Below are 26,689 nucleotides of genomic sequence, written 5' to 3' on the forward strand. Positions count from 1 at the left end.
GTGGGGAAATCCCCACCGCGGTAAGGGGACCCGCCCCATCGCAGCGCTGCCGCCGCGCCGCGAGGCTGGATCCATGGATCATTCACCGCGTCACCCCTTACGGTCCTGGCTGCTGTTCCTGCTGCCGGCCCTGCTGTCGCTCGTCGTGGCAGGGCCGGTCCGCGCGGATCCCCACCACGTCTCGCCCGTGCGCGCGCTCGCGCGGTCGGCGGAGCCGCTGCGGGACCTGCGTCCGCTGGAGAAGGCGGTCGGATCCGCGACGATCGTCGGCGTCGGCGAGGCGACCCACGGCTCCTCCGAGTTCTTCACCACCAAACACAGGCTGTTCCGGCACCTGGTCGAGCACAAGGGCTTCACCACCTACGCCCTGGAGGCGAACTGGAGCGCCGGGCTCCGGCTCAATGACTATGTCCTGTACGGCAAGGGCGATCCCCGCACGATCATGCGCGAGGAGTTCCAGGAGTCGTATCTGATCTGGCACACCCGCGAGTATCTGGACCTGGTCCGCTGGATGCGGCAGCACAACCTCCGTCACCCGCACCGGCAGGTGCAGTTCATGGGCAACGACCTCGCCTACGCGGGTCAGCGGCTGTTCGACGAGGTGACCGGTTACGTCGCGGAGCACTACCCGTGGCTGCTGCCCGAGTTCCGCCGGCTCTACGCGGCGTCCCGGCCGACGGGCGGCGTCGAGGACACCATCAAGGGCAATCTGCGCAGGCCGCTCTCCGAGCGCCGTGCCATGGCGCAGGAAGTACAGCGGGCCCTCGCCCTGCTGGAGCGGCAGCGGCCGGGACCCGACCGGGTCAGGCATGCCTGGATCGTCCAGCACGCCAGGGCCATCGCCCAGACCGGGACCGAGTTCTCCTACGACCTGTTCGACCCCGCTCAGGTGGGGGCCGCGATGCGCTACCGGGACCAGGTCATGGCGGAGAACACGGTCTGGTGGCAGCGGCGGACCGGGCACCGCATGCTGCTCTCCGCCCACAACGGCCACGTCCGCCTCGAGACCAACAGCCCGGAGCGCTATCCGAAGGTCCAGGGCACTTTCCTGCGGGAGATGGTGGGCGACGACTACGTCGCCGTCGGCTTCACCTTCGGCCGCGGCTCGTTCAACGCCCTGGACATCACCGATCCCGCCGAACCCCTGCGCACCTTCTCCGTGGGCCGCCCGGCGTCGGGCAGCAACGAGCACACGCTGGAGCGGGTGGCGCCCCACGACTACTACCTGGACCTGCGTACAGCTCCCGCGGCCGCCCGTGCGTGGCTGGGAGGCACCCGGCCGTCGAGGGACATCGGCAACGCCTGGCCCTCCGAACCCGAACCGCTGCGGCTGCTCTCCTCGTACGACGTCCTGATCCATCTGCACCGCGTCAGCGCGGCCGACCGTCTCTGACCTCTCGCGGGGTATGGCCGTTTCTCCTCTTGCGCAGGATGCTGGGCCAGCAGCGGAGCGCAAGGGGAGGGTCGGGCCATGGCGGGCATGAGTGTGCAGCCGTACCGGGAGATCTGCTTCGACGCGGACGGCGACCCGGGCGGCGGTCCGTACGACACGCTCGCCGGGCTGGAGGTCACCGATCTCGTCGTCTTCGCACATGGCTGGAACAACTCCCCCGCTCTGGCCCGTCGGCTGCACTCCGCTTTCTTCGCGCCCTTCCCCAAGCTGGCGGGCGGCAGGCCGGGCACGCAGGTCGGGTATGCCGGCGTGCTGTGGCCCTCGATGCGGTTCCCCGACGAGCCGTTCCCGGGCTCGGAACAGGCCGACGACGCGCCGGCGCGGGGCGCCGGGCTGGACGGGGGGACGCGTGAGCTGCTCACCGGTCTGTTCCCGGGACACACGGCGACCGTCGGGCGGTTGGCGTGGCTGCTCGGCGCACAGCCCGACTCCCGGGCGGCATTCGCCGAATTCGGATCGCTGGCACGGCAGTTGGCGGCGGTCCCGCCGGGCGGCCTGGAGGCGGGCTTCGCCGAGGACCTGCCGCATGACGAGCAGGGACCGCCGGCCGTCCTGTACGAGGACACCCTGACGCTCTGCCGGCGTCTCGCGGCGGCCCTCGGCGTCCACGCGCAGGACGGTGCCGCTGGGCCGGCCTGGCGGGGAGCGAAGGAGCTGCTGCGGCAGACGACGTACTACGCGATGAAACGGCGGGCCGGCACCGTCGGCGAGCTGGGTCTCGGTCCGCTGCTGGGGCGGCTCTCCCGCTCCGCACCGCAGGTGCGCGTGCATCTCGTCGGCCACGGTCACGGCGCGAGGCTGGTCGCGTTCGCGCTGCGCGGGCTGCCGGAGGGGGCGTGCAACGTGAAGTCGGTGACGCTGCTCCAAGCGGCTTTCTCCCACTACGCGTTCGCCACCCGCCTGCCGCACGCGCCGTCCCGCCGCGGGGTGCTGGGCGGCCTCGAGCAGCTGGTCGACGGGCCGGTGGTGGCGTGCCATTCACGGCACGACACCGCGCTCGGGGTGTTCTACCCACTGGCGTCGAGCCTGGCCGGCGAGACGCCGGACGCGGCGGGGACGGACCCGCGGTGGTGGGCGATGGGACACGACGGAATCCAGGGCGTCGCGGACACGCCCCGGCTGACGCTGGACGAGGCGCTGCGCGGCGGGGTGCCGGCCACCGGCTGCGTCAGCGTCGACGCCTCCGACGTGGTGCGCCACGGCCGTCCGCCGACGGGCGCTCACGGTGACATCTGTCACGAGGAACTGGCTCGGGTGGTGCTGACGGCTGGACGGATAGGGGGCGCCGCGCCAGGGACGTGATCCGGCCGAACCGGCACCTTCCTCTTTTCGATGGAGCCGAAACGGGCACTCCTACGTCCATTCTTCAACGCCGATGTACCAGCGACGGAGGTGGACTTGCGATGGCCGGTTTCCGGAGTCTCGCGAGACAGGTGCGTGACCCACGGTGTGACCTGGCGCTGCGGCGCTACTCACTGCGCAAATGTTTGGAACGCTTCGCCCCGTACGGGCACCGCGCCACATGGGACCACCTGTGCGGCAGGCACCGTATCGACCCGGAGGACAGGGCCCCGGATCCGGCGCGGCTGGTGGCCGCGCTCGAGGAACTGGAAGAGGCGCGGGCCGTCTGGCTCGCCTACGAGGACAACTTCGCGGACCGCCGCAAACGGGAGAAGCACGACGGGCTGCGGCGGCCCGGACACATCGACGACTGGCACCGCAGGACGTGGGGCGGCAACGGGGTGGCCCGTTGCGACACCTGGACGGAGCACCCGTCGGCGCCGTTGGCCGAGGTGCTGCGCCGCCTGATCGGCGCCCTGGAGGCGGAGCCGGGCAGGGCCTGCCCGGTGTGCTCGGACACGCACATCGTGTGGCGGCAGGACCTGGAGCACGAACCGTGGTCCGGTCCGGTCTGCACCGGCTGCGGCATCGTCGTCCCCCAGCCCGTGCTGACGGCGGAAGCCGTCGCCGCGGCGAAGCGGGCGGGCCGGCGCGAGCTCGCGTCCGTCGCCTGAGACGCGGGGGTTCCGGTACGGGGGCCGGAACCCGCCCGGCTCAGGAATCCGGAGCCGTGGCCCACACCTCCTCGGTCCAGCGCCGGTCGTACGGCAGGGCCAGCAGCCCGGTCCGGAACAGCAGCAGTGGGTCGGCGCCGCCGGCGCGCAGTCGCGGGAGCGCGTGCTCGACGAGCCACGCCTGGAGCTCCGCGAGGGGCTCGTCGCGGTAGGGGTGGCTCCACCAGCTGAAGACGGGCGACGTGAGGCCGCCGATCAGATCGTCGATCCACCGCTCGAGGCAATCGGCCAGATGCCGGTCGGCCGGTCCGCCGAGCGGTTGCCGGGCCCACACGGCCAGATACGGCGTCACGGTGGAGCCGGCGGTCACGCACGACTCGAACACGTCGTGCACCGGGTACGGCGGCGCGTCGGAGGTCACCGTGTCCGCCCACCACGCCTCGATGAAAGCCCGTACGGCGCCAGCCTGTTCGGCGGGCCAGGCGGACCAGCCGGAGCGGGCGAGGCCGGTCAGCTCGTAGGCGTCGAGACCGGCGAACCGGCCCGTGGCCAGCCGCGCCGCCAGCTGCGGCAGGATCCGGCGCACCACCGCCGGATGGTCGTCGAAGTGGTTCGGCACCTCGTGGGCGAACAGCCGCAGCACGTCGTCGGGCAGTTCCACGTCCGGTGTGCGCAGCAGCGCCGTCTCCTCGGGCAGATGGCACATGCCGCAGCCCGTCTCCACGGGGCTGGTCATGCCGGCGAAGACCGTCCGTATGCGGTCCACCGCCGCGTCGAGTGCCGGTGAGGCCATGTGCGCCACGTCCTTCGAGTACTCCGGTCGCGGCTCCGCCCGCCGAAGGGCGCGACGCTACCAGGGTGGAAAACCGGTGGGCCACCGGGTTCGGGCGGCACGACAGTTGGCGGTGCTGCGAACCACCGACGAGGAGCCATGAGATGTCGACGCTGCGCGTCACCGCCGAACTTCTGACCGTTCACGAGCATCCGAACGCCGACGCCCTGGAAGTGGCACAGGTGGGCCTGTACCGGGCCGTCGTCGCGAAGGGCGTCTACCGCACCGGTGACGCCGCGCTCTACATCCCCGAGCAGGCGGTGCTCCCCGCGGCGCTCATCGACGAACTGGGGCTGACCGGCCGTCTGGCGGGCGGCGAGTCCGACCGGGTCAAGGCGGTGCGGCTGCGGGGCGAGCTCTCGCAGGGGATCGTGTGCCGGCCCCGGGCACTGGCGGACGTCGATCTGGTGCGGGCGGCCGCGGAGGGAACGGACTTCGCGGAACTGCTCTCGATCACCAAGTGGGCGCCGCCGGTGCCGTCCAGGATGAGTGGCGAGATCGAGGCGGCGCCCGGCCTGCTGCCCTGGGTGGACATCGAGAATCTCCAGCGTTATCCGGGCATCTTCGAGCCGGGCGAGGCCGTCGTGATCACCGAGAAGCTGCACGGCACCGCTTGCCTGACGACCTGGAGCACGGCGGACGGCGGCCGGGTGCAGGTCTCGTCCAAGGGTTTCGGCGCCAAGGGCCTGGCGCTCAAGGAGGACCCGGCCAACCTGTACTGGCGCGCGGTCCGCGGGCACGGTGTGCCCAAGGTCGCGGCACGCCTGGCCGAGAAGCTGGGCGCGAGCCGGGTGGGTGTGTTCGCCGAGGTGTACGGCGCCGGGGTGCAGGACCTCGGCTACGGCAAGAACGCCAGGACGGAGACCGCGCCGGGCTATGCCGTGTTCGACATCTCCGCGGAGATCGACGGCCGGGTCCGCTGGCTGGACGCGGCGGCCGTCCTCGGCGGTGAACTGCCGGTGGTGCCCCGGCTGTTCAAGGGCCCGTTCGACGTGGACACGGTGCTGGAGCTGGCGAACGGCCGTGAGACGGTGTCGGGCCGGCGACTGCACCTGCGGGAGGGCGTCGTCGTGCGGCCCGTGGTGGAGCGGTACAGCCCGGTCACCGGCGGGCGGGCGATCGCGAAGGCGGTCAGCCCGGCGTACCTGACCCGCAAGGGCGGTACGGAGTTCGAGTAACTCCTGCCCGAATGCGGGAGGACGCGCGGGGCGCACGCGGGCCCGGTCCGGTTGGACCGGGCCCGTCGGCGTCCCGGGTCAACCCCCTTCGCCCACGCGGCGCCGCTCCGGCAGCAGCCGTGAACCGGTCAGCTGCTCGCCGAACACGTCGTCCGGGTTGGACAGGACGCAGGTCTCCAGGGAGAGGCAGCCGCAGCCGATGCAGTCGGTCAGATGGTCGCGGAGCCGGCTGAGCTGCTTGATGCGCTCGTCGAGTTCGCCGCGCCAGGCCCGGGAGAGCCGGGCCCAGTCGTCACGGTCGGGCGTCCGCTCCTCCGGCAGCTCGGCGAGGGCGTCCCTGATGGTGGCGAGCGGGATGCCGACGCGCTGGGCGGCGCGCACGAAGGCGACCCGGCGCAGTGCGTCCCTGCCGTAGCGGCGCTGGTTCCCGCTGGTGCGGCGGCTGCTGATGAGGCCCTTGGACTCGTAGAAGTGCAGGGCTGATACGGCGGCTCCGCTGCGCGCCGAGAGCTGGCCGACCGTGAGCTCGTGGATCTTCTCTGGAATCTGTGGCACTCCTCGAAGCCTACTGGTCCGTCGTTGACAGGAGGGCGCCCACCCAACCATGCTGAGCAAGCGCTTAGACATGAGTGTCACAACGGTCGAGAGGCAGGCACCAGGACATGGCAGAGCCGAGGATCTTCACTTCCCCAGAGGAGCTGCGCGCAGGGGTCGGCGAGCAGCTGGGACACAGCGACTGGCTCGAGGTGGACCAGAAGCGGATCGATCTCTTCGCCGACGCCACCGGCGACCACCAGTGGATCCACGTGGACCCCGAGCGCGCCGCGAGCGGCCCGTTCGGCACGACGATCGCCCACGGCTATCTGACGCTGTCGCTGCTGCCCGCCCTGGTGCCGCAGGTGCTCCGGGTCGAGGGCATGAAAATGGGCATCAACTACGGCACCAACAAGGTCCGTTTCCCCGCCCCCGTGCCCGTGGGCTCGCGGCTGCGGGCCAGCGCGGTGCTGCAGAGCGTCGAGGACGCGGGCAGCGGGGGCGTGCAGGTGACCGCCCTCGTCACCGTCGAGCGCGAGGGCGGCGACAAGCCGGTGTGCGTGGCGGAGTCGCTGTCGCGCTACTTCTTCTGAGCGCTCACCATGCGCAGGACGAGGTCGGCGTAGAGCGCGCCGACCTCGTCGGGCGTCCGACGCCCCTTGGTGTTGAACCAGCGCGCCACGTCGATGCAGAGCGACAGCACGGCGACGGCCGTCCCGGGCACGTCCGGCACGTCGAACTCGCCGGCCTCCACACCCTCTTCGAGAATGCGGCGCACCACGGCGTCGCTCTGCCTGCGCAGGCCGGTGATCTCGGTGCGGTGGGTCTCGCTGAGCGCTTCGAGTTCGTACTGCACCACTCGGGCGGTGGTGTGCCGGCCGGCGTGCCAGCGGACGAACGAGCGCACGGCGTCGGCCAGCCGGTCGGTGGGCGTGCCCGCGCCGGCGTAGGCGGCGCCCAGGATCTCGAGGGCCTTGTCGTGCCCGATCCGGCTGATCCGGTGGAGCAGCTCTTCCTTGGTCTTGTAGTGGATGTAGAGCGCTGCGGGGCTCATGCCGGCCCGGCCGGCGATGTCCCGGGTGGTGGTCGCGTGGTAACCGCGCTCGGCGAAGGCCTCCACGGCGGCGATGAGCAGTTTCCTGGCCGCCTCGGGTGTGACCTCGTCCCACGGCTGCTCCTCGCCGGCCGCCCGGTCCGCCGTCTCGTCCGCCGCACTCATCGCTCGTTCGCCCCTTTCGTGGCACAGGACGAACACCATACCCCGACGGTGAGCAAGCGCTTAGAGCCTGAGCACGGCTTCCCGGTACGGATCGGGCTCCGCGAGCGGCTCCCCCGGGGGCCGGCCCGTGCCGCCCGGCTCACGATCCGGCCCGTGCCCCGCGGGGCGAACGGCCTCAGAAAGCGGAGACTCCGGTCAGCGCACGGCCGATGATCAGCTTCTGGATCTGACTGGTGCCCTCGTACAGCGTCATCACACGGGCGTCGCGCACCAGCTTGCCGACGGGGTACTCGTCGATGTAGCCGTAGCCCCCGAAGACCTGGAGGGCGTTGTTGGCGCAGCGGACGGCGGCCTCGGAGGCGAACAGCTTGGCCTGGGAGGCGGCGGTGGCGAAGGACTCCCCCCGGTCGATCAGGTCGGCGACCCGCCACGTCAGCAGCCGGGCGGCGTCCACGTCGACGGCGATGTCGCTGAGCAGCTCCTGCACCAGCTGGTAGTGCGCGATGGGCTTGCCGAACTGCTCGCGCTCCTTGGCGTATCCGACCGCGGCGTCGAGGGCGGCCTGCGCGATGCCGACGCAGCCGGCGGCGACCGACATCCGGCCCTTGGCGAGTGCGGACATGGCGATGGAGAACCCCTTTCCCTCGGCGCCGAGCATGGCGGACGCCGGGACCCGGACGTCCTCGAGCACCAGCTCCGCGGTGGCCTGGCCGCGCAGCCCCAGCTTTCCGTGGACGGTGCGGCGGGTCAGCCCCGGGGTGCCGGTGGGAACGAGGAAGGCGGACACGCCCTTGTGACCGGGCGTGTCGTTGGTCCTGGCGAACAGCAGCACCACGTCCGCCCAGGTGCCGTTGGTGATGAACATCTTGGAGCCGTTGATCACATAGTCGCCGCCGTCGGCGACGGCCCGGGTGATCAGGTTTCCCGCATCGGAGCCGGTGCCGGGTTCTGTGAGGCCGAAGCAGCCGAGGGCCTCGCCGGAGGTGAGCTTGGGCAGCCAGTCGCGCTTCTGCTCCTCGGTCCCGTGGGCGGCGACGGTCTTGGCGACCAGACCGAGGGAGACCGAGACGATGCCGCGCACGGAGGAGTCACCGCGGCCGAGCTCCTCGGTCACCAGGCAGTAGGCGAGGTGGTCGCCGCCGGAGCCGCCGTACTCCTCGTCGATCGTGAGACCGAGGAAGCCGAGCGCGCCCAGCTTCTTGACGATGCCCCGCTCGACGCTCTCGGCGCGGTCCCACTCCACGACGTGCGGGGTGATCTCACGGTCCACGAAGTCCTTCGCCAGCTGCCGGACGGCCGTCTGCTCCTCGTCGAGCTCCAGGTTCATTGCGGACACCCCACTTTAACTATCACTGCTAGTTTATTTGTGCAGGGCCTACTATGTGCCGCATGGCCCGCCCGCGCAAGCCCCTCCTCAGCAGAGAACGCATCGTCGAGACGGCGAGCGCGCTCGTGGACGCGGAGGGCCTCGACGCGGTCTCCACCCGCCGGCTCGCCGCGGAACTCGGCGTCAGCGGCCCCTCCCTCTACAACCACTTCCGCAACAAGGACGAGATCCTCGACGCGGTCGCCGACGCGGTCAGCGCCCGTGTCGACCTGTCGATGTTCGACGAGGACGACGACCGCGACTGGCGCACCGCCCTGCACGACTGGGCCGTCTCCTACCGGGCCGCCCTGAGCGCCCACCCCAACACCGTGCCCGTCCTCGCCCACGGGCCCGGCCGACGCCCGGCCGGTCTCAAGGTCGCCGACGCCGTGTTCGGCGCGATGATGCGCGCCGGCTGGCCACCCGCCCACGCGACCCGCATCGGCGCCCTGATGCGCTACTTCATCACCGGCTCCGCACTGGGCTCCTTCGCCCGCGGCTTCGTCGACGACGCGACGGCTTACGACCCCGCGGACTACCCGCACCTGGGCCAGGCCCACCTGCTGGCGGACCGGCAGGAACAGGTGGACCAAGGGGCGTTCGAGACGGGACTCGAGGCCCTGCTCGACGGGCTGGCGCTCCAGTACGAGACCGTCCGGCACGGCACCACCCTTCGGTCGGGGCCGAAACGTCCCTGACGCATCCTGGGAGGCATGACCTCCTCCCGCGACCTCGCCGCCTTCGCCGCGCTGCTCGCCGACGAGACCCGCGCATGCTTCGCCCTCGCCCTTCTCGACGGGCGGGCCTGGACGGCCGGGGAGCTCGCCCGGCACGCCCGGGTCGCCCCGTCGACCGCGAGCGAGCACCTCGGCAAACTCGTCTCGGGCGGGCTGCTCTCGCAGGAACGGCAGGGAAGGCACCGGTACGTCAGGCTCGCCGACGACCGGGTGGCGCACCTCGTCGAGGAACTCGCCGCGCACACGTCGCCCGGACCTCCTCCGGAGCCGCGGTCCCTGCGCGAGTCCACCGTCGCCGGAGCCCTGGCGCGGGGACGGACCTGCTACGACCATCTGGCAGGACGGCTCGGCATCACGATCACCCGGGCCATGACCGCCCGCGGACTGCTCACCCAGGACACCGGCTTCGCGCTCACGGAGCGCGGCGCCCGGTGGTTCGGCGACCTGGGGATCGACCTCACGGCCAAGGGCCGCCGGCCGCTCGTACGGGGCTGCCTCGACTGGACGGAGCGCAGGCCGCACCTCGCCGGCGTCGCCGGCGCCCGGCTGTGCGGCCACGCCCTGGACGCCGGCTGGTGCGTACGCATCGGCTCCGACCGGGCCGTGAAGGTGACGGACGACGGCGAGCGGGCGCTGCACACGCTCCTCGGGATCGAGCCGGGGATATTGCGGTGAACCCCGAAAGGTCCGGCCCATACGGTCGCACCATGACGAACCCCATCCGCCACACTAAGTGGCCCGCCCTGGCCGCCGCCGCCGTCACCGTCGTGCTCTGGGCGTCCGCTTTCGTATCGATCCGCAGCGCGGGTGACGCCTACTCCCCCGGCGCGCTCGCCCTCGGCCGGCTCCTCGCCGGCTCCCTCGCGCTGGGCTGTGTCCTGCTGATCCGGAAGGAGGGCCTGCCGCCGCGCGCCGCCTGGCCGGGGATCCTCGTCTCCGGTCTGCTGTGGTTCGGCGTCTACATGGTGGTGCTCAACTGGGGCGAGCAGCAGGTCGACGCGGGCACGGCGGCGATGGTGGTGAACATCGGCCCGATCCTCATCGCGCTGCTGGGCGCCAGGCTGCTGGGCGAAGGGCTGGGCCCGCGGCTGGTGGCGGGGATGGCCGTGTCGTTCGCGGGCGCCGTGGTCGTGGGCCTGTCGATGTCGGGCGAGGGCGGGGCCTCGGCACTGGGCGTGGTGCTCTGTCTGCTGGCGGCGGTCGGGTACGCGGGTGGCGTGGTGGCGCAGAAGCCGGCGCTGGCGCATGCGAGCGCGCTCCAGGCGACGACGTTCGGCTGTCTGGTGGGCGCTGTGGCGTGCCTGCCGTTCGCCGGGCAGCTGGTGGAGGAGGCGTCCCGTGCGCCGGTGCCGGCCACGCTCAACATGGTCTACCTGGGCATCTTCCCCACGGCACTGGCGTTCACGACGTGGGCGTACGCACTGGCGCGTACGACGGCCGGCCGGATGGGCGCGACGACGTACGCCGTCCCGGCGCTGGTTGTGCTGATGTCCTGGCTCGCGCTGGACGAGGTGCCGGGATGGCTGACCCTCTGCGGCGGGGCGCTGTGCCTCGCGGGTGTGGCGGTGTCCCGCTCCCGCGGCCGGGCGCCCGCCCCCGGGAGCGAGCTCACGGCCCCCCGCGCCTGACCGTCCGTGACGGCCCCGGTCCGCCGCCTCGTGCGGCGACGGACCGGGGCCGGTCGAAGCGAGCGGCGGTCAGTCGGAGTGCGCGTCGGCCGGGGTGGGAGCCGAGGGCGCCGGGGCGGCCTTCGCCGCGCGGGAGGCAAGGATCTTGATGGAGATCAGTGCGATGACGGCCAGGCCGATGATGTAGCCGGACACCGCCATGGACGTGCCCGTCGCCTCCAGCAGCAGGACCATCATGAACGGTGCCAGGCCGCCGCCGAAGACGGCGGCGATCTGGTAACCGAGGGAGGCGCCGGTGTAGCGCATCTCCGCGGTGAACAGCTCGGCGAAGAGCGCCGCCTGGGGCCCGTACATGATGCTCAGGAAGCAGCTGGTGACGAACGTCCCGACCCCGAGCCAGAGCAGCGACGCGGTGTCGATCAGCAGGAACATCGGCACGGCCCACACCAGCAGGCCGACAGCGCCGGCCGCATAGATCCGCAGCCGTCCGATGCGGTCGGACAGGGCGGCCGCGGCGGGTATCAGCACCAGCTGGGTGAGGCTCACGCCGAGGGACACCGCGAGGACGGCGCTCCGCTTCATGTCGAGCTCGCGGGTCGCGTAGTCCAGGACGCCGGTGATGATGATGTAGAACGTCGCGGTGTTGACGGCGAACGAGCCGCCTGCCAGGAACACGGTCCCGAGGTGGTCGCGCAGGATCGTGCGCAGCGGGGAGCGGGTCTCGCTCTTCTCCTTCTCGGCGAGCGCGCGTTCGGCCGCACGGAACTCGGGCGTCTCCTCGACCTTGGTGTGGATGTACCAGGCCAGACCGAGGACGAGGAAGCCGACGAAGAACGGCACCCGCCAGCCCCAGGCGGCGAACTCGGAGTCGCTCGTGAGGGAGCCCGCGATCAGGAACACGGTGTTGGCGGTGACGACACCGATGGGGACGCCGAGCTGGACGAGGCTGCCGTAGAGACCGCGCTTGCCCTCGGGGGCGTACTCGGTGGCCATCAGCATCGCGCCGCCCCACTGGGCACCGACCGCGATGCCCTGGACGATGCGGAGCAGGACGAGGAGTACGGGCGCGGCGATGCCGATCGTCTCGTACGTGGGGAGCAGGCCGATGCCTGCGGTGGCGACGCCCATCAGCGTGAGCGCGAGGACGAGCATCGGCTTGCGGCCCCGCTTGTCGCCGAGCTGCCCGGCGATGACGCCGCCCACGGGGCGGGCGAGGAAGCCGACCGCGAAGGTGGCGAAGGCGGCCAGCACCCCGGCGGAGGAGCTGCCGGCGGGGAAGTACAGGTCGCCGAGGACGAGGGCGGCGGCGATGCCGAAGACGAAGTAGTCGTACCACTCGACGGCCGAGGCGAGGGCGGCGGCGGTGGCGACGCGTCGCCGCCGGGGGTCGGAGGGTGTGGAGCCGGGGGTGTCGGTGGGCTGAGCTGCGGTGTCCATGAACGTGCACACTCCGGTGGATGCGGGGACGGAGTCGGGGAAGGGGGGTGGCGCTGGGGAGTTCCGGGGACCGTACCGACCGGTGGGTATGGGGTCAACGGGTTGGACGGGTGAAGTTTCCCGGCGGCTCCTACCGCCGGGGAATGCCGTTCGAGCAGCACGGACACCCCGGCCGCGACGGCGGCCGGAGTGTCCGTGTATGCGGCTGCTCTAGAAGACGACCAGCGCCCGGCCGCCCTTGCCCGCGAGCATGTTCTCGAAGGCCGCCGGGATGCCGTCGAGGGCGATCTGCTCGGTGACCAGCGCGCTCAGGTCCAGCCGGCCGGCGCGGACGTGCTCCGCGAGGACCGGCAGGTCGGCCGCCGGATCCGAGTTGCCGAAGACGCAACCGGACAGCGTGCGGCCCCAGTGGAACAGCTCGAGAGCGTGGAAGGTGATCTGCTGGTCCTTACCGCCGATACCGACGACGGTGGTACGCCCGCCGCGGCGGGTGGAGTCCCAGGCGGCGCGGATCGCCGAGGCGCGTCCGACGCACTCGATCGCCACGTCGGCGCCGCGCTTGCCGGTCAGCGCCCGGATCTCCCGGGCCGTGGTGTCGGAGGCGACGACGTACTCGGTGGCGCCGGCGCCGCGCGCCAGTGCCTCCTTCTCAGGGGAGACGTCGACGGCGATGATCGGGTCCGCTCCGGCGATCCGGGCTGACTGGAGGGTGGCCAGCCCGACCCCGCCGACACCGAAGACCACGACGGACTCGCCCTCACGTACCCGCGCGGAGTGGTGGACGGCGCCGTACCCGGTGAGGACGGCGCAGCCCAACAGTGCCGCATCCACCAGTGGGACACCGTCAGGGACGGGCAGCACGCAGTTCGCGGCGACGACCGTCTCCTGCGCGAACGCGCCCACGTTCAGGCCGGGATGGAGCTCGGTGCCGTCGGCCGCGACGGCGTGCACCCGTCCCGCGCCGGTCAGCGCGTCGGCGCACAGCCACACCTCGCCGATGGAGCAGGCGTGGCAACGGCCGCAGGCGGGCGCCCAGTTGAGAACGACGCCGTCGCCGGGTGCGACATGGGTGACGCCCTCGCCGACGGCCAGGACGGTACCCGCGCCCTCGTGGCCGAGGACGGCCGGGACGGGCAACCGCATGGTGCCGTCGGAGAGCGACAGGTCGGAGTGGCACACACCGGCGGCGGCGAGCCTTACCCGGACCTGGCCGGGGCCGGGCTCCGGCAGCGAGATCTCGGTGATCTCCAGGGGAGCGCCGACGGAGGGCAGGACGGCTGCACGGACCACGATGGATTCCTTACCGCTCAGAACTGGAGGGACTTGGTCTGGAGGTACTCGGCGAGGCCGTGCGGCCCGAGCTCCCGGCCGACGCCGGACTGCTTGTAGCCGCCGAACGGCGCCAGCGGGTTGAAGCGGCCGCCGTTGATGTCGACCTGACCGGTGTCCATGCGGCGGGCGAAGGCCACCGCCTCGGACTCGTCGCCGGCCCAGACGGCGCCGGCGAGGCCGTACACGGTGCCGTTGGCGATCTCGAGGGCGTCCTCCTCGTCCTCGTACTTCAGAATCGACACGACCGGCCCGAAGATCTCCTCCTGGGCGATGGTCATGCCGGGGGTGACGTCGGCGAAGACGGTCGGGCTGACGTAGTAGCCGACTCCGAGCGGCGCCTCGGCGCCACCGGCGACCAGCCGGGCACCTTCCTCGATGCCCTTCTCGATGTAACCCCGCACCCGCTCCTGCTGCTTGGCGTTGACGAGGGGGCCGACCCGTTCGCCGGGGACGTACTTGGCGACGGCGGCCGCGGCGAGTTCGACGGCCTCCTCGTACCGGTCCTTGTGCACGAGCATCCGGGTCCACGCGCTGCACGTCTGGCCCGAGTTGGACATCACGTTGGCGATGCCGACGTTCACCGCCTTGGCCAGGTCGGCGCTCGGCAGGATCACGTTGGCGGACTTGCCGCCCAGCTCCAGTGCGACGCGCTTGATCGCGCCGCCCGCGGTCGCGCCGATCTTCCGGCCGACGGCGGTCGATCCGGTGAAGGACACCAGGTCGACGCCGTCGTGCTCGGCGAGCGCCTGGCCGGCCACGGGCCCGAGTCCGGTGACCAGATTGAAGACGCCCGCGGGGATGTTCGCCTCGTGGACGGCCTCCGCGAAGAGCTGCGCCGTCAGCGGCGTGTCCTCCGCCGGCTTGAGCACCACGGTGCAGCCGGCCGCCAGCGCCGGTGCCACCTTGGCGACGATCTGGTGCAGCGGGTAGTTCCAGGGCGTGATCGCGCCGACGACGCCGACCGGCTCCATCAGCACAGTGGAGGTACCGATCTTCTCCTCGAACGCGTAGGAGCCCGCGAGCTCCGCGTAGGAGCCGGCGACCGCGACGGGCAGGCTCGTGTGGACCGCGGTAGCCAGGGCGGGCGGTGCGCCGAGTTCGGCGGTGACCGTCCCCGCGATCTCCTCGGCGCGCCGGCCGAGTTCGTCGCGCAGGGCGGCGATGTACCGCGCACGCTCGGCGGGCGGGGTCGCCGCCCAGCCCGGGAAGGCCGCGCGGGCGGCACGTACGGCGGCGTCGACGTCCTCCGCCGTGCCGGCCGGCACATGGGCGATGACCTGCTCGTCCGCGGGGTCGACGACCGCGATCGTTTCCGGTGCCGCGGCAGGCCGCCACCGGCCGCCGATATACATGCCGTCGTGGGCCTTCATCGCTCTCCTCCACGCCTCACGGTAGTGTCCGCAGCCCAAACTAGCGCCGTTAGTTTTACGGCGCCAGGGGCATCGGACGTGCCGGAGACCACGTTCCGTGGCGGAGCACTCAGGCGTCTAGGCCCGGAAGGTCCGTGGGGGCGGGGCAGATGCGGCGGCCCTGATGGTCGAACACATAGAGGTGGGCGAGGTCCACGAGCAGCGGTACCTGGGCCCCTGTGCGCAGCCGGAGGTCGGGGCCGGTACGGACGACGAGGTCGCTCGGCGCGGTGACCCTGCTCTCGTGGGCGGGCTCGGGAACCGGCTCGTCGAGCACCGCCACCGGCCCCGCGACCTGAGCCATCGCCCGGTCCTTGAGCCGGGTCAGCACTCCGGGGCCGTGGCTTCTTCGCCGCCGCACCGCGGTCTGCGGACGCGGCGACTCGAGATCGGCGACCACGGCGGGCCGGGAACCGGTGTTGAAGTGGACCAGCGCCTCGTGCCCCTGGTACTCCATGTGCTCGACGATCCCGGTCAGCGCCACCTCTCCCGGGCGGGCCTGGCTGGGCGGCGCGATCCGCGCGGCCTCCGACCGCAGACCCACGATGATCTGCCGGCCCTGCTGGATGCGCAGCAGCTGGTGGTCGGTGCTGAGCGGCTCGGGCAGCGGCAGCCGCTGCCGGCCCAGGTCGATGGACATCCGGCCGTCCAGCGGCGCATGGACGACGGCCTGGAGCAGATTGATCCGGGGCGTCCCGATGAACGCGGCGACGAAGACGTTCGCCGGCAGGGCGTAGGTGTCGCGCGGGGAGCTGACCTGCTGGAGCACTCCGCCGCGCATCACGGCGACGCGGTCCCCGAGGGACATGGCCTCCGCCTGGTCGTGCGTGACGTAGACCGTGGTCACCCCCAACTCCGCGGTCAGCCGGGCGATCTCGGCCCGCAGATGGTTACGGAGCTTGGCGTCGAGGTTGGAGAGCGGCTCGTCCATCAGGAAGACCGACGGCCGCCGGGAGATCGCCCTCCCCATCGCGACGCGCTGGCGTTCACCGCCGGAGAGTTGCGCGGGGAACCGGTCGAGGATGTCCTCGATGCCCAGCATCTTGGCGGTGGCCTCCACCCGCGGGTTGCGGTCGGCCCGCGGGTTCTCGAGCTTCAGCGGGAAGCCGATGTTCTCCCGGTTGGTCATGCTCGGGTAGAGAGCGAAGTTCTGGAAGACCATCGCCATGTCGCGTTCACGCGGCGGGATGTCGTTGGCGTACTCGCCGTCCAGCAGGAGCTCGCCCTCCGTGATGTCCTCCAGTCCGGCGATCATCCGCAGCACGGTCGACTTGCCGCAGCCGGAGGGGCCCAACAGCACGAGGAACTCCCCCGGCCGGACACCGAGGGAGAAGTTGTCGACGGCGCGGGGAGCACGGCCGTATCTCTTGCTGACGTTGTGCAGAGCGATGGCGCGAGTCATAGGGTCCCGCCCGGGATGAGAAGGGGCATCTGCGTCGCCAGAAGCTAGCCCACTATGTCCCGTCAGGGAATGGATCGCGCACGATGTGCGGGGCGCTTGTTACGCATGTGTCCACCATGCGAGACCAGCGCCGTCGAGCGGCCGGAAATGGCTGTTTTCCGCGTGGTGGGCCGCCCGCCCAACTCGCCCTGTCAGCACGGCTACCGGTCGTTCGTGCGCAGCACGGCCGATGGTCGCTCGTGCGCAGCACGGCCGCGGGGGCCGGGGTCGACCGCTCGGCCGGCCCCGTGCACCCATGACCGGATCACACCTGTCGGACGTCCGTGAGGTGTGCGAAAACGACGACGTTGGCGGAGTAGCCCGTCTTCTTGTCGAAGCTGCCGCCGCAGGTGAGCAGCCGCAGTTCGGACCGGCCCGTGTGGCCGTACACCTCCGCGTCGGGGAAGGCCTCCTTCGTGTAGGTGCGTACCTTGTCGACGGTGAACACGGCCGTCCGCCGGTCCGCGCGGGCGATGTTGACCTTGTCACCGCGTTTCAGCGCGTTGAGGTTGAGGAAGACGGCGGGGCCGGTCTTGGTGTCGCGGTGGCCGACGAGCAGCGCTGTGCCCTTCTCGCCGGGCGCGGGGCCCTTCTGGTACCAGCCGACCAGACGCGGATCGTCCTCCGGAGGGGCGGTGAGCCGGCCCTTCTTGTCGAGACCGAGCCTCATCACGGGCGACTCGATCATGATGGCCGGGATGGCGAGCTTCCTCGGCGGCGAGGGCCGCAATGCGAGCTTTCCCCGGGCGGCCGCGGGCGACGGCGCGACGGTCGGGGGCGGTGTCCCGGGCCGTGGCGGACGCGCCGCCTCCGGCGTCGCGGACGGCGGCGGCACAGGTGCCCCCGGTTTCGCCGGTTCCGCGGAGCGGACGGTGAGCGGCGGCAGGTCGATCACGTTCGATCCGCCGTGCTTGGCCGGACTGCCCGCCGCGGCCGGCTCGTCGTGCCCCGGAGCCTTCCCGTCCCTTCCCGCGGCGTTCTCTTCGGCCTCATCGGCCGCCGGCGGCCTCGCGCCGAGGGGGCTGTCCGCCGCGACGGTGACCGTCGGCGCGTCCGGGGGTGTTTCCTGACACCCCCGGACGACGCCGGTGACCAGGGTGGCCGTCACGCTGAGCGTGATGGTCAGACGGCAGGCACGGCTTGGTCCGCGTCGTCGGCGACTCGGTACGTTACGCGGCACCATGGGCGCGGCGGCGTGCCCGTCGGACGAGGACCAGCCCGGCCGCACCGGCCGCGCCCGCGACGAGCGCCGTCGCCGCGGCGACGGATGAACCGTCGTCCCCGGAGCCCTCGCCGCCGTCGCCGGCCATGCCGCCGCCGCCCGCGGGCACCGCGCCATGGGGCGCGTCCTTGTCGCCCTTCCCCCAGACGGTGCCCTTGTCGTTCTCCGGACCCTTGTTCGCGTTGTTCCTCTCACCGCCCTTGTCGCCGTACTTCTCGCAGTCGACCTTGAAGACCTTCTGCTTCGGCACACCGTTCGGGACCGTCCAGGCGAGCCGGTAGTCACCGTCGGGGAGCGCGTACTCCTCTGTGTGACCCCGGCCGGCGACCAGCACGATGCTGTCCGTCAGGGTGGGCCCTGCAGCGGTGGGCGGCTGCGGGGTGATGGTCCAGGTGACCTGCGGCAGGCTCTCGAAGTTGAAGGCGCTGAGGCTGAACTTGCAGACTCCCTTGATGTCGTCCCGGGTGTCCCAGTGCTCGACGCCGGCCTTGTGGATCTTGATGTCGCCGCTGTCGCCGATGGCGGCGAAGGCCGCCGGCGCCGTCGCCAGCGTCACGCCGGCGTAAGCCAGGGCGGCAAGGGCGGCCGCCGCCGTGCGGGCACGGCGGGGGCGGAGAGTTGCGGTCGTGCTCATGCGAGGCTCCTTCAAGCCGATGCGATTGTCATACTGATCACGCGATCGCCTGACTAAATGTCACGAAATTGACGTGAAGACGCATCGAAACGCTGAGAAGCCGTCAGAAATGCCCCTACTAGCGGACACCGCGGTTGTGCCGACCGGGCGATTCTTGCGTGTCGGCGGCCTGAGCGGCACCGCCGGGCGAACGGTCCGCCCCGGTCACCGCCGCCCCGACCGAAGCGCCGCCCGGAAGGCCACCCACGGCGCCGTCCGGAGCGCCACCCGGGGAGCCGTCCGGGGGACCGCCGGACTGGCCGACGGTCGCCGACGGTCCGCGTCCGGCGCGGCCGGAGCGCACCGCGGTCCCGCCCGACGCCACCAGCAGCACACCGAGCGTCACGAAGGGCGCCGCGGCACCGGCGAGCCCGGCGGCCAGTCCCGCGAAGGCCGGCGCGGCGGCCTGGCCGAGACGGTTGCCGGTCAGCCGCAGAGCGAGCGCCGTCGAACGCGCGCCGGCCGGGGCCGCCTGCACCACCGTCGTCATGGACAACGGCTGCCCCACGCCCAGGCAGAAGCCGAGCGCCGCCAGCATCGGCGCCAGCGCCCACAGCGGCACCGGCAGTGCGATGCCCGCGCACAGCACCCCGCCGAGCAGACAGGTCACGGTCAGCAGGCTGGTACGGCCGAGGCGGCGGATCATCGGCGTCATCACCAGCCGGCACGCGATCGTGGCGGCGGCCCGCAGGCTCAGGAGCAGGCCCACGACGATGGGCGCGATACCGCGGTGCTCGCCGACGACCGGCAGATATGCGGTGAGGATGTCCGTGGCCGAGAGCACGGCGAGGCTGATGAAGATCCCCGCGGGTACGCCGCGGGTACGCAGGATGCGGTGCACGGGAACCTTCGCCGCGGAGTCCCGGTTGTGCCCGACTCCCTTGCGCCGCAGCTCGATACGCCACATCGAGGTCAGCGCGACGGACGCCACGGCCGCGGAGACGACGAGCGCCAGCGCACTCGTGCGGGCCATGTCGTCACCGATCAGCGCGCCGGCGGCAATAGGTCCGGCCAGCTGACCCAGGGAGGCGCCGATGGTGAAGTGCCCGAAGTTGCGGTCCTGTTCGGCGGGGGCTGACCGGCGGGCGACGATCGACTGGGCGCCGATCACGAAGCAGAGGTGGCCGAGTCCCATCACACCGCTCCACGCGGCCATCGCCGGCAGCGAGCCGGCGAGTCCGCTGAGCGCGCAGCCGCCGGCGATCAGAGCGACGCCCGCGTACAGCAGCGGCGCGCAGCGGCCGTGGTCGGTCCTGCGGCCCAGCGGTACGGCGGCGAACAGCGGAAGCAGCGCGTACACACCGGCGATCACACCGATCGCCCGCTCGTCGGCGCCGAGCGACAGCGCCCGGTAGGAGACGGCCGGGCGCGCCATCGACACCGCCGCCTGGGCGAACCCGAAGGCGATGACGAGGCGCAGCAGCCAGAGTCGACCCATGTCAGACGATGCCGAACAGGATCCCGGCCCCCAGCACCACCAGGCTGGTCAAGGCTGCCCACTTGACCGTGAAGCGGGTGTGGTCGCCGAACTCGACCTTCGCCATGCCGACGAGGACGTACACGGCGGGGACGAGCGGGCTGGACATGTGCAGCGGCTGGCCGACGAGGGAGGCGCGGGCGATCTCCAGCGGCGAGACGCCGTGGGCGGCACCCGCCTCCGCGAGGACCGGCAGCACACCGAAGTAGAAGCCGTCGTTCGACATGAAGTACGTGAGCGGCAGGCTCAGTACGCCCGTGACGATCGCCATGTGCGGGCCCATGCCCTCGGGGATGGCGCCGACGAGCCAGTCCGCCATGTGCTCGACCATGCCGGTGCCGGTGAGGACGCCGGTGAAGACGGCGGCGGCGAAGACCATGCCCGCGACGTTCAGGACGTTGTCCGCGTGGGCCGCGATACGTGCCTTCTGATCCGCCATGGAGGGGAAGTTGACGGTCAGGGCGAGGGCCGCGCCGAGCAGGAAGAGCACGGGGATCGGCAGCAGTTCCGTGATCATGGCGATGAGAAGGGCCAGCGTCAGACCGGCGTTGAACCAGTACAGCTTGGGCCGCAGCGTCGCGCGGTTCGGGTCGAGGCCCTGGAAACCGCCGTCCTGGAGCGGGGGTTCGTCCCCCTCGCGGGCGGACCCGGTGTCCGGACCCGGACCGGATCCGGCGCCCTCGGCGCCGGTGCCGGAGCCCGTGGTCCCGCCGGCGTGCCCGCCGCCCCCGCCGGCCTTGACGAGCACCGTGCCGGGCTCGGGCTCGAGCGCCTCGTCGAGCGTGAGATGTCCGAGGCGCTTGCGCTCGCGGCGGCCGAGGACGTACGAGAGGACGAGGACGAAGAGAAGTCCGGCGCCGAGGGCGGGGATCATCGGCACGAAGATGTCGGCGGCGTCCAGCTTGAGCGCGGTGGCGGCACGGGCGGTCGGACCGCCCCAGGGCAGGGTGTTCATCACGCCGTTCGCCGTGGCGGCGATGCCTGTCAGCACGACGAGGCTCATCTTCAGGCGCTTGTAGAGCGGATACATCGCCGAGACCGTGATCATGAAGGTCGTGGAGCCGTCGCCGTCGAGCGAGACGATGGCGGCGAGCACCGCCGTACCGATCACGATGCGCAGCGGGTCCGCCTTGCAGAAGCGCAGGATGCCCCGCACGATCGGGTCGAACAGCCCGACGTCGATCATCACGCCGAAGTAGACGATGGCGAACATCAGCATCGCCGCCGTCGGGGCGAGGTTTCCCACACCTTCGAGGACGTAGTCCCCGAGCTGTGCGCCCTGCCCGACGGCGACGCAGAAGAGTGCGGGGATCAGGACCAGCGCCGCGATCGGCGACATCTTCTTCATCATGATCAGGACCAGGAAGGTCGCGATCATGGCGAAGCCGAGGACTGTCAGCATGGGGACACCTAACGTTCATCCTTGAACTGCCACCGGAGGAGCGGCCCGCCGGTGGGTCCGGATGACGTTAGGTGTCGCCGTCTGCCGTTAACAAGACGTCGACTCGTGAGCAATACGAGCAAAACCCCAGGTCATCGGCTTGGCGCTACATCCACCGGGATGGCGTTGAGCACCGCGGTGCCCGACAGGGGGTCCAGCCGGGAGCCGTCGAGCAGCTGGTTGACGTTGACTCCGGGACGGCCGGCGGCCACCGACATGCGGATGCCGGGACGGTCGTGGCCCCAGCCGTGCGGCAGGCTGACGACACCGGGTCGCACCGTGTCCGTGATCTCGACCGGGGCCGACACGACGCCTCCGTCGCCGGTGACACTCACCGTCGCTCCGTCCTCGAGTCCGAGCCGAGCCGCGTCGTCGGGGTGCATGTGCAGGGTGCACCGGTTGGAACCGCCGTTCAGCGCGGGCACGTTGTGCAGCCAGCTGTTGTTGGAACGCAGATGGCGGCGGCCGACCAGCACGAGGCCCTCCGGCCGGGCCGCGAGGGCGGCACGCAGCCTGGGCAGATCGTCGGCGACGGGGCCGGGCAGCAGCTCGACGCGTCCGCTGCGGGTCTTCAGGATCTGCGGGATGCGGGGCCGCAGGGGGCCGAGGTCGACACCGTGCGGAGCCTCCAGCAGCATGTCGAGGGTCAGGTCGTACGGGCCGAGGCGCAGCATCATGTCGAGACGGCGCTCGGGGCCGGTGCGTCCGGTGAGTTCGGAGGCGACCTCTTCCGCCGCCCGGCCGTGCACCGGGGACGCGGGGTCCGCGACCGCCTTTGCGAGGGTGCTCTTGATGACCATGTCGTCGACGGCTGACGGCTCCGCGCCGTGCATGCCGGAGACGGCGAGGATCAGGCGCGCGTGGATCTCGCTTTCGTCCATCAGCCCCTCCTCCAGCGGTACGGCGGCGGGGCTGAAGCGGGCCTGGTTGCTGACGGCGAAGGCGTTGAAGGCGAAGTCGAAGTGCGCGCTCCGGGAGGGCGGCGGCGGGGGCAGCACCACGTCGGCGTGGCGTGAGGTCTCGTTGAGATAGGGGTCGATGCTCACCATCAGGCCGAGGCCGGCCAGGGCCCCGTCGAGGCGGCCGCCGTCGGGGGCTGAGAGCACCGGGTTGGCCGCGATCACGATCACGGCGCGGATCTGTCCGTCGCCCGGGGTCTCGATCTCCTCCGCGAGGGCGGCGAGGGGCAGTTCGCCCTTGGCCTCCGGGTGGCCGCTCACCCGGCTCCTCCAGCGGCCGAGGGAGAACCCCTTGCCGGGTGCGGCCGGCCGTGGAGCGCGTTCGGTGGCGGACAGCGGGAAGAGGGCGCCTCCGGGCCTGTCGAGGTTGCCGGTCAGCACGTTGAGGACGTCGACGAGCCAGCTGGCGAGGGTACCGTGCTCGACGGTGCAGCTGCCGATGCGCCCGTAGACGGCCGCGGTGGGTGCGCCCGCGAGCTCGCGGGCCATCGTGCGGATCTCCTCCGCGTCCATGTCGCAGGCCTCCGCCACAGCCTCTGGTGTGAAGTCCTTGACGGCGGCCTCCACTTCGGCCACCCCCTCGACATGGGCGGCCAGTGCGCCGAGGTCGGTGAGTCCTTCTTCGAACAGCACCTGGGTGAGGGCCGCGAGCAGCAGCGCGTCCGTGCCGGGCCGGATCGCGACGTGCCGGTCGGCGAGCTGGGCGGTGCGGGTGCGGCGCGGGTCGACCACGGTCAGGGTCCCGCCGCGGCGGCGGAGGGCCTTCAGCTTGCCGGGGAAGTCGGGCGCGGTGCACAGGCTGCCGTTGGACTCCAGCGGGTTGGCGCCGAGCAGCAGCAGGTGGTCGGTGCGGTCCAGGTCGGGCACGGGGATGGCCGTGGCGCTGCCGAAGAGCAGTCCGCTGGAGACGTGTTTGGGCATCTGGTCGAGCGTCGACGCGGAGTAGACGTTGCGGGTGCCCAGGGCGGAGAGCAGGACGGGCGGGTAGAGGGCGCCGGCCATGGTGTGGACGTTCGGGTTTCCGAGGACGACTCCGACGGCGTTCGGTCCGTGCTCCTCGATCAGCGGCCTGATGCGGGCGGCGATCAGGTCGAAGGCTTCCTGCCAGGTGGCGTCGCGCAGTTCACCGTTCTCCCGGATCAGGGGTGTGCGCAGCCGGTCCGGGTCGGCGTCGAGCTCCCCGAAGGAGGCACCCTTCGGGCAGATGAAGCCACGGCTGAAGATGTCGTCGCGGTCACCGCGGGCGCGGGTGACGCGGCTGCCCTCGATGGTGAGGGTCAGCCCGCAGGTAGCTTCGCACAGCGGGCAGACCCGCAGTGCTGTGCGGGTGGGCTCCCCGGGGGCGGCGGCAGTGGATTCGGCTGGAGCGGTGCGGGACACGGGTCCTCCCCGGACGGGCGTGGGCGGCGACGGCGTGGACGGCGGCGGCATGGACGCCGAACTGAGCATACCGACCGGTATGCATGTGCGGGAGGGTCTTTCACGCACGGTTTTCACGCGACCCCGGGGGCGTCCAGGACGTCGGCGAGATAGGCACGGAGCAGCCGTCGGGTTTCCGCGATGATCGCCTCGTCACCGCCGACCCTCGACCGGAACGCCAGTTGCAGCAGCGCGTCCGCCGCCTCCACGCACACCAGCACCGCCCTGCGCAGCTTCACGTCGGACTCGCGCCCCAGGTGCGAGGCCAGCAGTTCGCCGAGCCGGTCGGCGACCTCGTGGTGCACGCCGTCCACCGGCGCGCCGACCGGCAGCTGGGCGCCGAAGTCGACGAGGGTGAAGCCGGGGCAGGTGCGCTTCATCGTCAGGTACTCGTCGAGCATCACATCGATCGCGGCGCCCCAGTCCTCGCCGGAGGAGGCGACGAGCCGCCGGGAGACGTGGTCGGCGTAGGCGTCGAGATTGCGGTGGCCGAGCGCGACGACCAGCGCGCGCTTGTTGCCGAAGAAGCGGTAGACGGATCCGATCGGCACTCCCGCCCGCACCGCGACCGCCCGGGTCGACAGCTGCTCGTAGCCGCTCTCGTCCAGCAGCGCCGCGCACGCGTCGAGGATGCGGGCGAGCCGGTCGGCGCTTCGCCGCTGGACCGGACGGCGGCGCAGTGGTGGCTGGGACACGCGGCCCATCATGCCGGTCCGTTGCCGTTGACGGGGCCGAGGTGCAATCCTACGGTTGTCCATAGGAATGGATTGAGGAATCCTTCAGCACCAGGAGCGGGCGATGAGTGGCACCGGACAGGCGCGGAAGATTGTCGAGGGGCTGACGGAGACGTCGTTCTCCCCCGGCTTCGGCAACGAGCACAGCTCGGAGGCGGAGCCTGGCGCACTTCCGCACGGGCGCAACTCCCCCCAGCGCGCCCCCCTAGGCCTCTACGCGGAACAGCTCAGCGGCTCGGCCTTCACCGAGCCCCGGGCGCACAACCGCCGCTCGTGGCTGTACCGCATCCGTCCCTCTGCCGCACACCCTCCCTTCGTCCGCGTCGACAACGGCCGCGTCCGTACCGCCCCCTTCACCGAGACCGTGCCCGACCCGAACCGGCTGCGCTGGAACCCGCTGCCCGAGCCGACCCCGGGCACCGACTGGCTGGCCGGGCTGTGGACACTCGGCGGCAATGGTGACGTGACGCAGCGCACCGGCATGGCCGTGCACCTCTACCACGCCAATACGTCCATGACCGACCGCGTGTTCAGCAACGCGGACGGCGAACTGCTGATCGTCCCCGAGCACGGCGGGCTGCTGCTCGTGACCGAGTTCGGGCTGCTGCCCGCCCGGCCCGGGGAGGTCGCCCTCGTTCCCCGCGGCGTCCGCTTCCGGGTCGAACTGCTGGACGCCACTGCCCGCGGCTACGTCTGCGAGAACTACGGGCAGCCCTTCGAGCTTCCCGAGCTCGGTCCGATCGGCGCCAACGGCCTGGCCAACGCCCGCGACTTCCTGGCCCCCGTCGCCGCCTACGAGGACGTCGAGCAACCGGTCGAGGTGGTCAACAAGTTCTGCGGGAACCTGTGGGCGGCGACCTACGACCACTCTCCGCTCGACGTGGTCGCCTGGCACGGCACCCATGTCCCGTACGTCTACGACCTGCGCCGCTTCAACGTCATCGGGACGATCTCGTACGACCACCCCGACCCGTCGATCTTCACGGTGCTGACCTCGCCCTCCGACACCCCGGGGCTCGCCGGTGTCGACTTCGTCGTCTTCGCACCGCGCTGGCTGGTCGGCGAGGACACCTTCCGCCCGCCGTACTTCCACCGCAACGTGATGAGCGAGTACATGGGCCTGATCGAGGGCGCGTACGACGCGAAGGCCGAAGGGTTCGTCCCCGGCGGCGGCTCGCTGCACAACATGATGTCGGCGCACGGCCCCGACCGGGAGACCTTCGACCGGGCGAGCGCGGCCGAGCTGAAGCCGCAGAAGATCGACGACGGCCTTGCCTTCATGTTCGAGACCCGCTGGCCGGTGACCGCCACCGCGCAGGCGGCGAACGCCGACCATCTGCAGATGGGGTACGACGACGTGTGGCAGGGTCTTCAGCGCCACTTCAGGTCGTAGTTCGTCGTAGTACGGAGATGCCGTGACCTCCTTCGCCCCCGACTCGCTGGTCCTGAACCGCAAGCTGCCGCTGTGGTACCAGGTCTCGCAGTCCCTGCGCGCCTCGATACTGGGCCGAACGCCCGAGGCGTCGCTGCGGCTGCCCACAGAGGAACAGCTCGCCCAGCATTACGGAGTGAGCGTCCTGACCATGCGCCAGGCGCTCAAGGAGCTGGAGGAGGAGGGTCTGATCAGCCGGCACCGGCGGCGCGGCACCTTCATCGAACCGGGGGCACGCCGCGGGGCGCCCCGGCGGCTGCTGGGCTCGATCGACGCGATCGTCGCCCAGCAGTCCGGCGAGCGCACCACGGTCCTCGGCCACGGCCCGGAGCCGGTGCCGGTCGAGCTCGCCGAGCACTTCCCCGGGGCCGCCGAGGTCGTGGTGTACCGGAGGCTGCGCTGCGACGGCGACAGCGGCGAGCCCACCAACTGGGCGGAGAACGCCCTGCATCCCGATGTCGCCGCCGGGCTGGACATCACCGACCTGGAGCGCTGGCCGATGACGAAGGTGCTGCGGGACGCCCTCGGGGTCCGTATCAGCCGGATCACCGACACGGTGGAGGCCCGGCTCGCCGACCCGCGGACCGCGGAACTGCTGCGGGTGCCACTGCTGAGCCCGATCCTGCACTACACCGGTGTGACCTACGACGACACCGGCCGGGTCGTGGACGTGGCCCGCATCCGCTACCGCGGGGACCGGTTCTCCTTCTCGGTCACCGTGGATGCCGCGGACTGAGCCTGACTAGCATGC

24 protein-coding genes are annotated in these 26,689 nt (G+C 71.6%); 10 read left to right on the forward strand and 14 right to left on the reverse strand.

Going from position 1 to position 26,689, the window contains the following annotated elements:
* The first annotated feature begins 73 nt into the window (after positions 1-73).
* The 3 genes from MDN94_RS29695 to MDN94_RS29705 all read left to right on the forward strand — a co-directional run bounded on the left by MDN94_RS29695 (position 74) and on the right by MDN94_RS29705 (position 3,468).
* On the forward strand, positions 74-1,393 hold the full coding sequence (locus MDN94_RS29695) for an erythromycin esterase family protein (protein ID WP_482728921.1): 1,320 nt from the start codon (positions 74-76) through the stop codon (positions 1,391-1,393).
* 78 nt (positions 1,394-1,471) lie between these two features.
* On the forward strand, positions 1,472-2,755 hold the full coding sequence (locus tag MDN94_RS29700; RefSeq protein WP_482728922.1) for a serine-threonine protein kinase: 1,284 nt from the start codon (positions 1,472-1,474) through the stop codon (positions 2,753-2,755).
* 101 nt (positions 2,756-2,856) lie between these two features.
* Complete coding sequence (locus MDN94_RS29705) at positions 2,857-3,468, forward strand: hypothetical protein (protein WP_482728923.1); 612 nt, start codon at positions 2,857-2,859, stop codon at positions 3,466-3,468.
* A gap of 40 nt (positions 3,469-3,508) precedes the next feature.
* Here MDN94_RS29705 and MDN94_RS29710 read toward each other — a convergent pair whose 3' ends face one another.
* Entirely contained in the window at positions 3,509-4,261 is a 753-nt protein-coding gene (locus MDN94_RS29710) for a hypothetical protein (protein WP_482728924.1), read from the reverse strand.
* A 143-nt stretch (positions 4,262-4,404) separates the two neighbouring features.
* Here MDN94_RS29710 and MDN94_RS29715 point away from each other — a divergent pair, with 143 nt between their 5' ends.
* Positions 4,405-5,478, forward strand: a complete 1,074-nt coding sequence (locus tag MDN94_RS29715) for an RNA ligase (ATP) (protein ID WP_482728925.1) — start codon at positions 4,405-4,407, stop codon at positions 5,476-5,478.
* A 78-nt stretch (positions 5,479-5,556) separates the two neighbouring features.
* Here the strand turns inward: MDN94_RS29715 and soxR are convergent, their stop codons facing one another.
* Entirely contained in the window at positions 5,557-6,033 is a 477-nt protein-coding gene (gene soxR, locus MDN94_RS29720; protein ID WP_482728926.1) for a redox-sensitive transcriptional activator SoxR, read from the reverse strand.
* 107 nt (positions 6,034-6,140) lie between these two features.
* On the opposite strand from soxR, the gene MDN94_RS29725 reads away from it, so the two are divergent.
* Positions 6,141-6,605 carry a MaoC family dehydratase gene (locus MDN94_RS29725; RefSeq protein WP_482728927.1) on the forward strand — a complete coding sequence of 155 codons (465 nt, stop codon included), beginning with the start codon at positions 6,141-6,143 and terminating at the stop codon, positions 6,603-6,605.
* Here the strand turns inward: MDN94_RS29725 and MDN94_RS29730 are convergent.
* Together MDN94_RS29730 and MDN94_RS29735 are read right to left on the reverse strand one after the other, a co-directional pair.
* A complete protein-coding gene (locus MDN94_RS29730) occupies positions 6,593-7,231 on the reverse strand; it encodes a TetR/AcrR family transcriptional regulator (RefSeq protein WP_441266506.1) in 639 nt (212 codons plus the stop codon). The genes MDN94_RS29725 and MDN94_RS29730 overlap by 13 nt on opposite strands.
* Positions 7,232-7,406: 175 nt before the next feature.
* A complete protein-coding gene (locus MDN94_RS29735; RefSeq protein WP_482728928.1) occupies positions 7,407-8,558 on the reverse strand; it encodes an acyl-CoA dehydrogenase family protein in 1,152 nt (383 codons plus the stop codon).
* 62 nt (positions 8,559-8,620) lie between these two features.
* On the opposite strand from MDN94_RS29735, the gene MDN94_RS29740 reads away from it, so the two are divergent.
* The 3 genes from MDN94_RS29740 to MDN94_RS29750 are packed head-to-tail and all read left to right on the forward strand — an operon-like array spanning position 8,621 to position 10,962.
* Positions 8,621-9,295: a TetR/AcrR family transcriptional regulator gene (locus MDN94_RS29740; protein WP_482728929.1), complete on the forward strand. Its 675-nt coding sequence runs from the start codon at positions 8,621-8,623 to the stop codon at positions 9,293-9,295.
* 15 nt (positions 9,296-9,310) lie between these two features.
* Positions 9,311-10,009, forward strand: a complete 699-nt coding sequence (locus tag MDN94_RS29745) for an ArsR/SmtB family transcription factor (RefSeq protein ID WP_482728930.1) — start codon at positions 9,311-9,313, stop codon at positions 10,007-10,009.
* 32 nt (positions 10,010-10,041) lie between these two features.
* On the forward strand, positions 10,042-10,962 hold the full coding sequence (locus tag MDN94_RS29750; protein ID WP_482728931.1) for a DMT family transporter: 921 nt from the start codon (positions 10,042-10,044) through the stop codon (positions 10,960-10,962).
* Between the two features lie 69 nt (positions 10,963-11,031).
* Here the strand turns inward: MDN94_RS29750 and MDN94_RS29755 are convergent, their stop codons facing one another.
* The 10 genes from MDN94_RS29755 to MDN94_RS29800 form a co-directional block, all read right to left on the reverse strand.
* Positions 11,032-12,399 (reverse strand): MFS transporter, encoded by a 1,368-nt coding sequence (locus tag MDN94_RS29755; protein ID WP_482728932.1) that lies wholly within the window; start codon positions 12,397-12,399, stop codon positions 11,032-11,034.
* 210 nt (positions 12,400-12,609) lie between these two features.
* Complete coding sequence (locus MDN94_RS29760) at positions 12,610-13,689, reverse strand: zinc-binding dehydrogenase (RefSeq protein ID WP_482728933.1); 1,080 nt, start codon at positions 13,687-13,689, stop codon at positions 12,610-12,612.
* A gap of 17 nt (positions 13,690-13,706) precedes the next feature.
* Positions 13,707-15,101, reverse strand: coding sequence for an aldehyde dehydrogenase family protein (locus tag MDN94_RS29765; protein WP_482728934.1), 1,395 nt, complete (start codon positions 15,099-15,101; stop codon positions 13,707-13,709).
* A gap of 109 nt (positions 15,102-15,210) precedes the next feature.
* Positions 15,211-16,542, reverse strand: coding sequence for an ABC transporter ATP-binding protein (locus MDN94_RS29770; RefSeq protein ID WP_482728935.1), 1,332 nt, complete (start codon positions 16,540-16,542; stop codon positions 15,211-15,213).
* Between the two features lie 304 nt (positions 16,543-16,846).
* Positions 16,847-17,476, reverse strand: coding sequence for a class F sortase (locus tag MDN94_RS29775; protein WP_482729116.1), 630 nt, complete (start codon positions 17,474-17,476; stop codon positions 16,847-16,849).
* Positions 17,477-17,750: 274 nt separating this feature from the next.
* Positions 17,751-18,437 carry a hypothetical protein gene (locus MDN94_RS29780; RefSeq protein ID WP_482728936.1) on the reverse strand — a complete coding sequence of 229 codons (687 nt, stop codon included), beginning with the start codon at positions 18,435-18,437 and terminating at the stop codon, positions 17,751-17,753.
* A gap of 118 nt (positions 18,438-18,555) precedes the next feature.
* On the reverse strand, positions 18,556-19,914 hold the full coding sequence (locus MDN94_RS29785) for an MFS transporter (protein WP_482728937.1): 1,359 nt from the start codon (positions 19,912-19,914) through the stop codon (positions 18,556-18,558).
* Between the two features lies 1 nt (position 19,915).
* Entirely contained in the window at positions 19,916-21,355 is a 1,440-nt protein-coding gene (locus MDN94_RS29790) for a CitMHS family transporter (protein ID WP_482728938.1), read from the reverse strand.
* A 131-nt stretch (positions 21,356-21,486) separates the two neighbouring features.
* Positions 21,487-23,733 carry a molybdopterin oxidoreductase family protein gene (locus MDN94_RS29795; RefSeq protein ID WP_482728939.1) on the reverse strand — a complete coding sequence of 749 codons (2,247 nt, stop codon included), beginning with the start codon at positions 23,731-23,733 and terminating at the stop codon, positions 21,487-21,489.
* 113 nt (positions 23,734-23,846) lie between these two features.
* Positions 23,847-24,476, reverse strand: a complete 630-nt coding sequence (locus MDN94_RS29800; protein WP_482729117.1) for a TetR/AcrR family transcriptional regulator — start codon at positions 24,474-24,476, stop codon at positions 23,847-23,849.
* 94 nt (positions 24,477-24,570) lie between these two features.
* Here MDN94_RS29800 and hmgA point away from each other — a divergent pair, with 94 nt between their 5' ends.
* Positions 24,571-25,899 (forward strand): homogentisate 1,2-dioxygenase, encoded by a 1,329-nt coding sequence (gene hmgA / locus MDN94_RS29805; RefSeq protein ID WP_482728940.1) that lies wholly within the window; start codon positions 24,571-24,573, stop codon positions 25,897-25,899.
* A gap of 22 nt (positions 25,900-25,921) precedes the next feature.
* Positions 25,922-26,674, forward strand: coding sequence for a GntR family transcriptional regulator (locus MDN94_RS29810; RefSeq protein WP_482728941.1), 753 nt, complete (start codon positions 25,922-25,924; stop codon positions 26,672-26,674).
* Positions 26,675-26,689: the final 15 nt, after the last annotated feature.

The organism is Streptomyces sp. WAC00040 (genome assembly GCF_056835925.1).

Bases quoted from the DNA above. Each gene is read 5' to 3' on its own strand.
- MDN94_RS29695 (WP_482728921.1), top strand. From the start codon at position 74: ATGGATCATTCACCGCGTCACCCCTTACGGTCCTGGCTGCTGTTCCTG.
- MDN94_RS29700 (WP_482728922.1), top strand. From the start codon at position 1,472: ATGGCGGGCATGAGTGTGCAGCCGTACCGGGAGATCTGCTTCGACGCG.
- MDN94_RS29705 (WP_482728923.1), top strand. From the start codon at position 2,857: ATGGCCGGTTTCCGGAGTCTCGCGAGACAGGTGCGTGACCCACGGTGT.
- MDN94_RS29710 (WP_482728924.1), bottom strand. From the start codon at position 4,261: ATGGCCTCACCGGCACTCGACGCGGCGGTGGACCGCATACGGACGGTC.
- MDN94_RS29715 (WP_482728925.1), top strand. From the start codon at position 4,405: ATGTCGACGCTGCGCGTCACCGCCGAACTTCTGACCGTTCACGAGCAT.
- MDN94_RS29725 (WP_482728927.1), top strand. From the start codon at position 6,141: ATGGCAGAGCCGAGGATCTTCACTTCCCCAGAGGAGCTGCGCGCAGGG.
- MDN94_RS29730 (WP_441266506.1), bottom strand. From the start codon at position 7,231: ATGAGTGCGGCGGACGAGACGGCGGACCGGGCGGCCGGCGAGGAGCAG.
- MDN94_RS29735 (WP_482728928.1), bottom strand. From the start codon at position 8,558: ATGAACCTGGAGCTCGACGAGGAGCAGACGGCCGTCCGGCAGCTGGCG.
- MDN94_RS29740 (WP_482728929.1), top strand. From the start codon at position 8,621: ATGGCCCGCCCGCGCAAGCCCCTCCTCAGCAGAGAACGCATCGTCGAG.
- MDN94_RS29745 (WP_482728930.1), top strand. From the start codon at position 9,311: ATGACCTCCTCCCGCGACCTCGCCGCCTTCGCCGCGCTGCTCGCCGAC.
- MDN94_RS29750 (WP_482728931.1), top strand. From the start codon at position 10,042: ATGACGAACCCCATCCGCCACACTAAGTGGCCCGCCCTGGCCGCCGCC.
- MDN94_RS29755 (WP_482728932.1), bottom strand. From the start codon at position 12,399: ATGGACACCGCAGCTCAGCCCACCGACACCCCCGGCTCCACACCCTCC.
- MDN94_RS29765 (WP_482728934.1), bottom strand. From the start codon at position 15,101: ATGAAGGCCCACGACGGCATGTATATCGGCGGCCGGTGGCGGCCTGCC.
- MDN94_RS29770 (WP_482728935.1), bottom strand. From the start codon at position 16,542: ATGACTCGCGCCATCGCTCTGCACAACGTCAGCAAGAGATACGGCCGT.
- MDN94_RS29780 (WP_482728936.1), bottom strand. From the start codon at position 18,437: ATGAGCACGACCGCAACTCTCCGCCCCCGCCGTGCCCGCACGGCGGCG.
- MDN94_RS29785 (WP_482728937.1), bottom strand. From the start codon at position 19,914: ATGGGTCGACTCTGGCTGCTGCGCCTCGTCATCGCCTTCGGGTTCGCC.
- MDN94_RS29790 (WP_482728938.1), bottom strand. From the start codon at position 21,355: ATGCTGACAGTCCTCGGCTTCGCCATGATCGCGACCTTCCTGGTCCTG.
- MDN94_RS29800 (WP_482729117.1), bottom strand. From the start codon at position 24,476: ATGGGCCGCGTGTCCCAGCCACCACTGCGCCGCCGTCCGGTCCAGCGG.
- hmgA (WP_482728940.1), top strand. From the start codon at position 24,571: ATGAGTGGCACCGGACAGGCGCGGAAGATTGTCGAGGGGCTGACGGAG.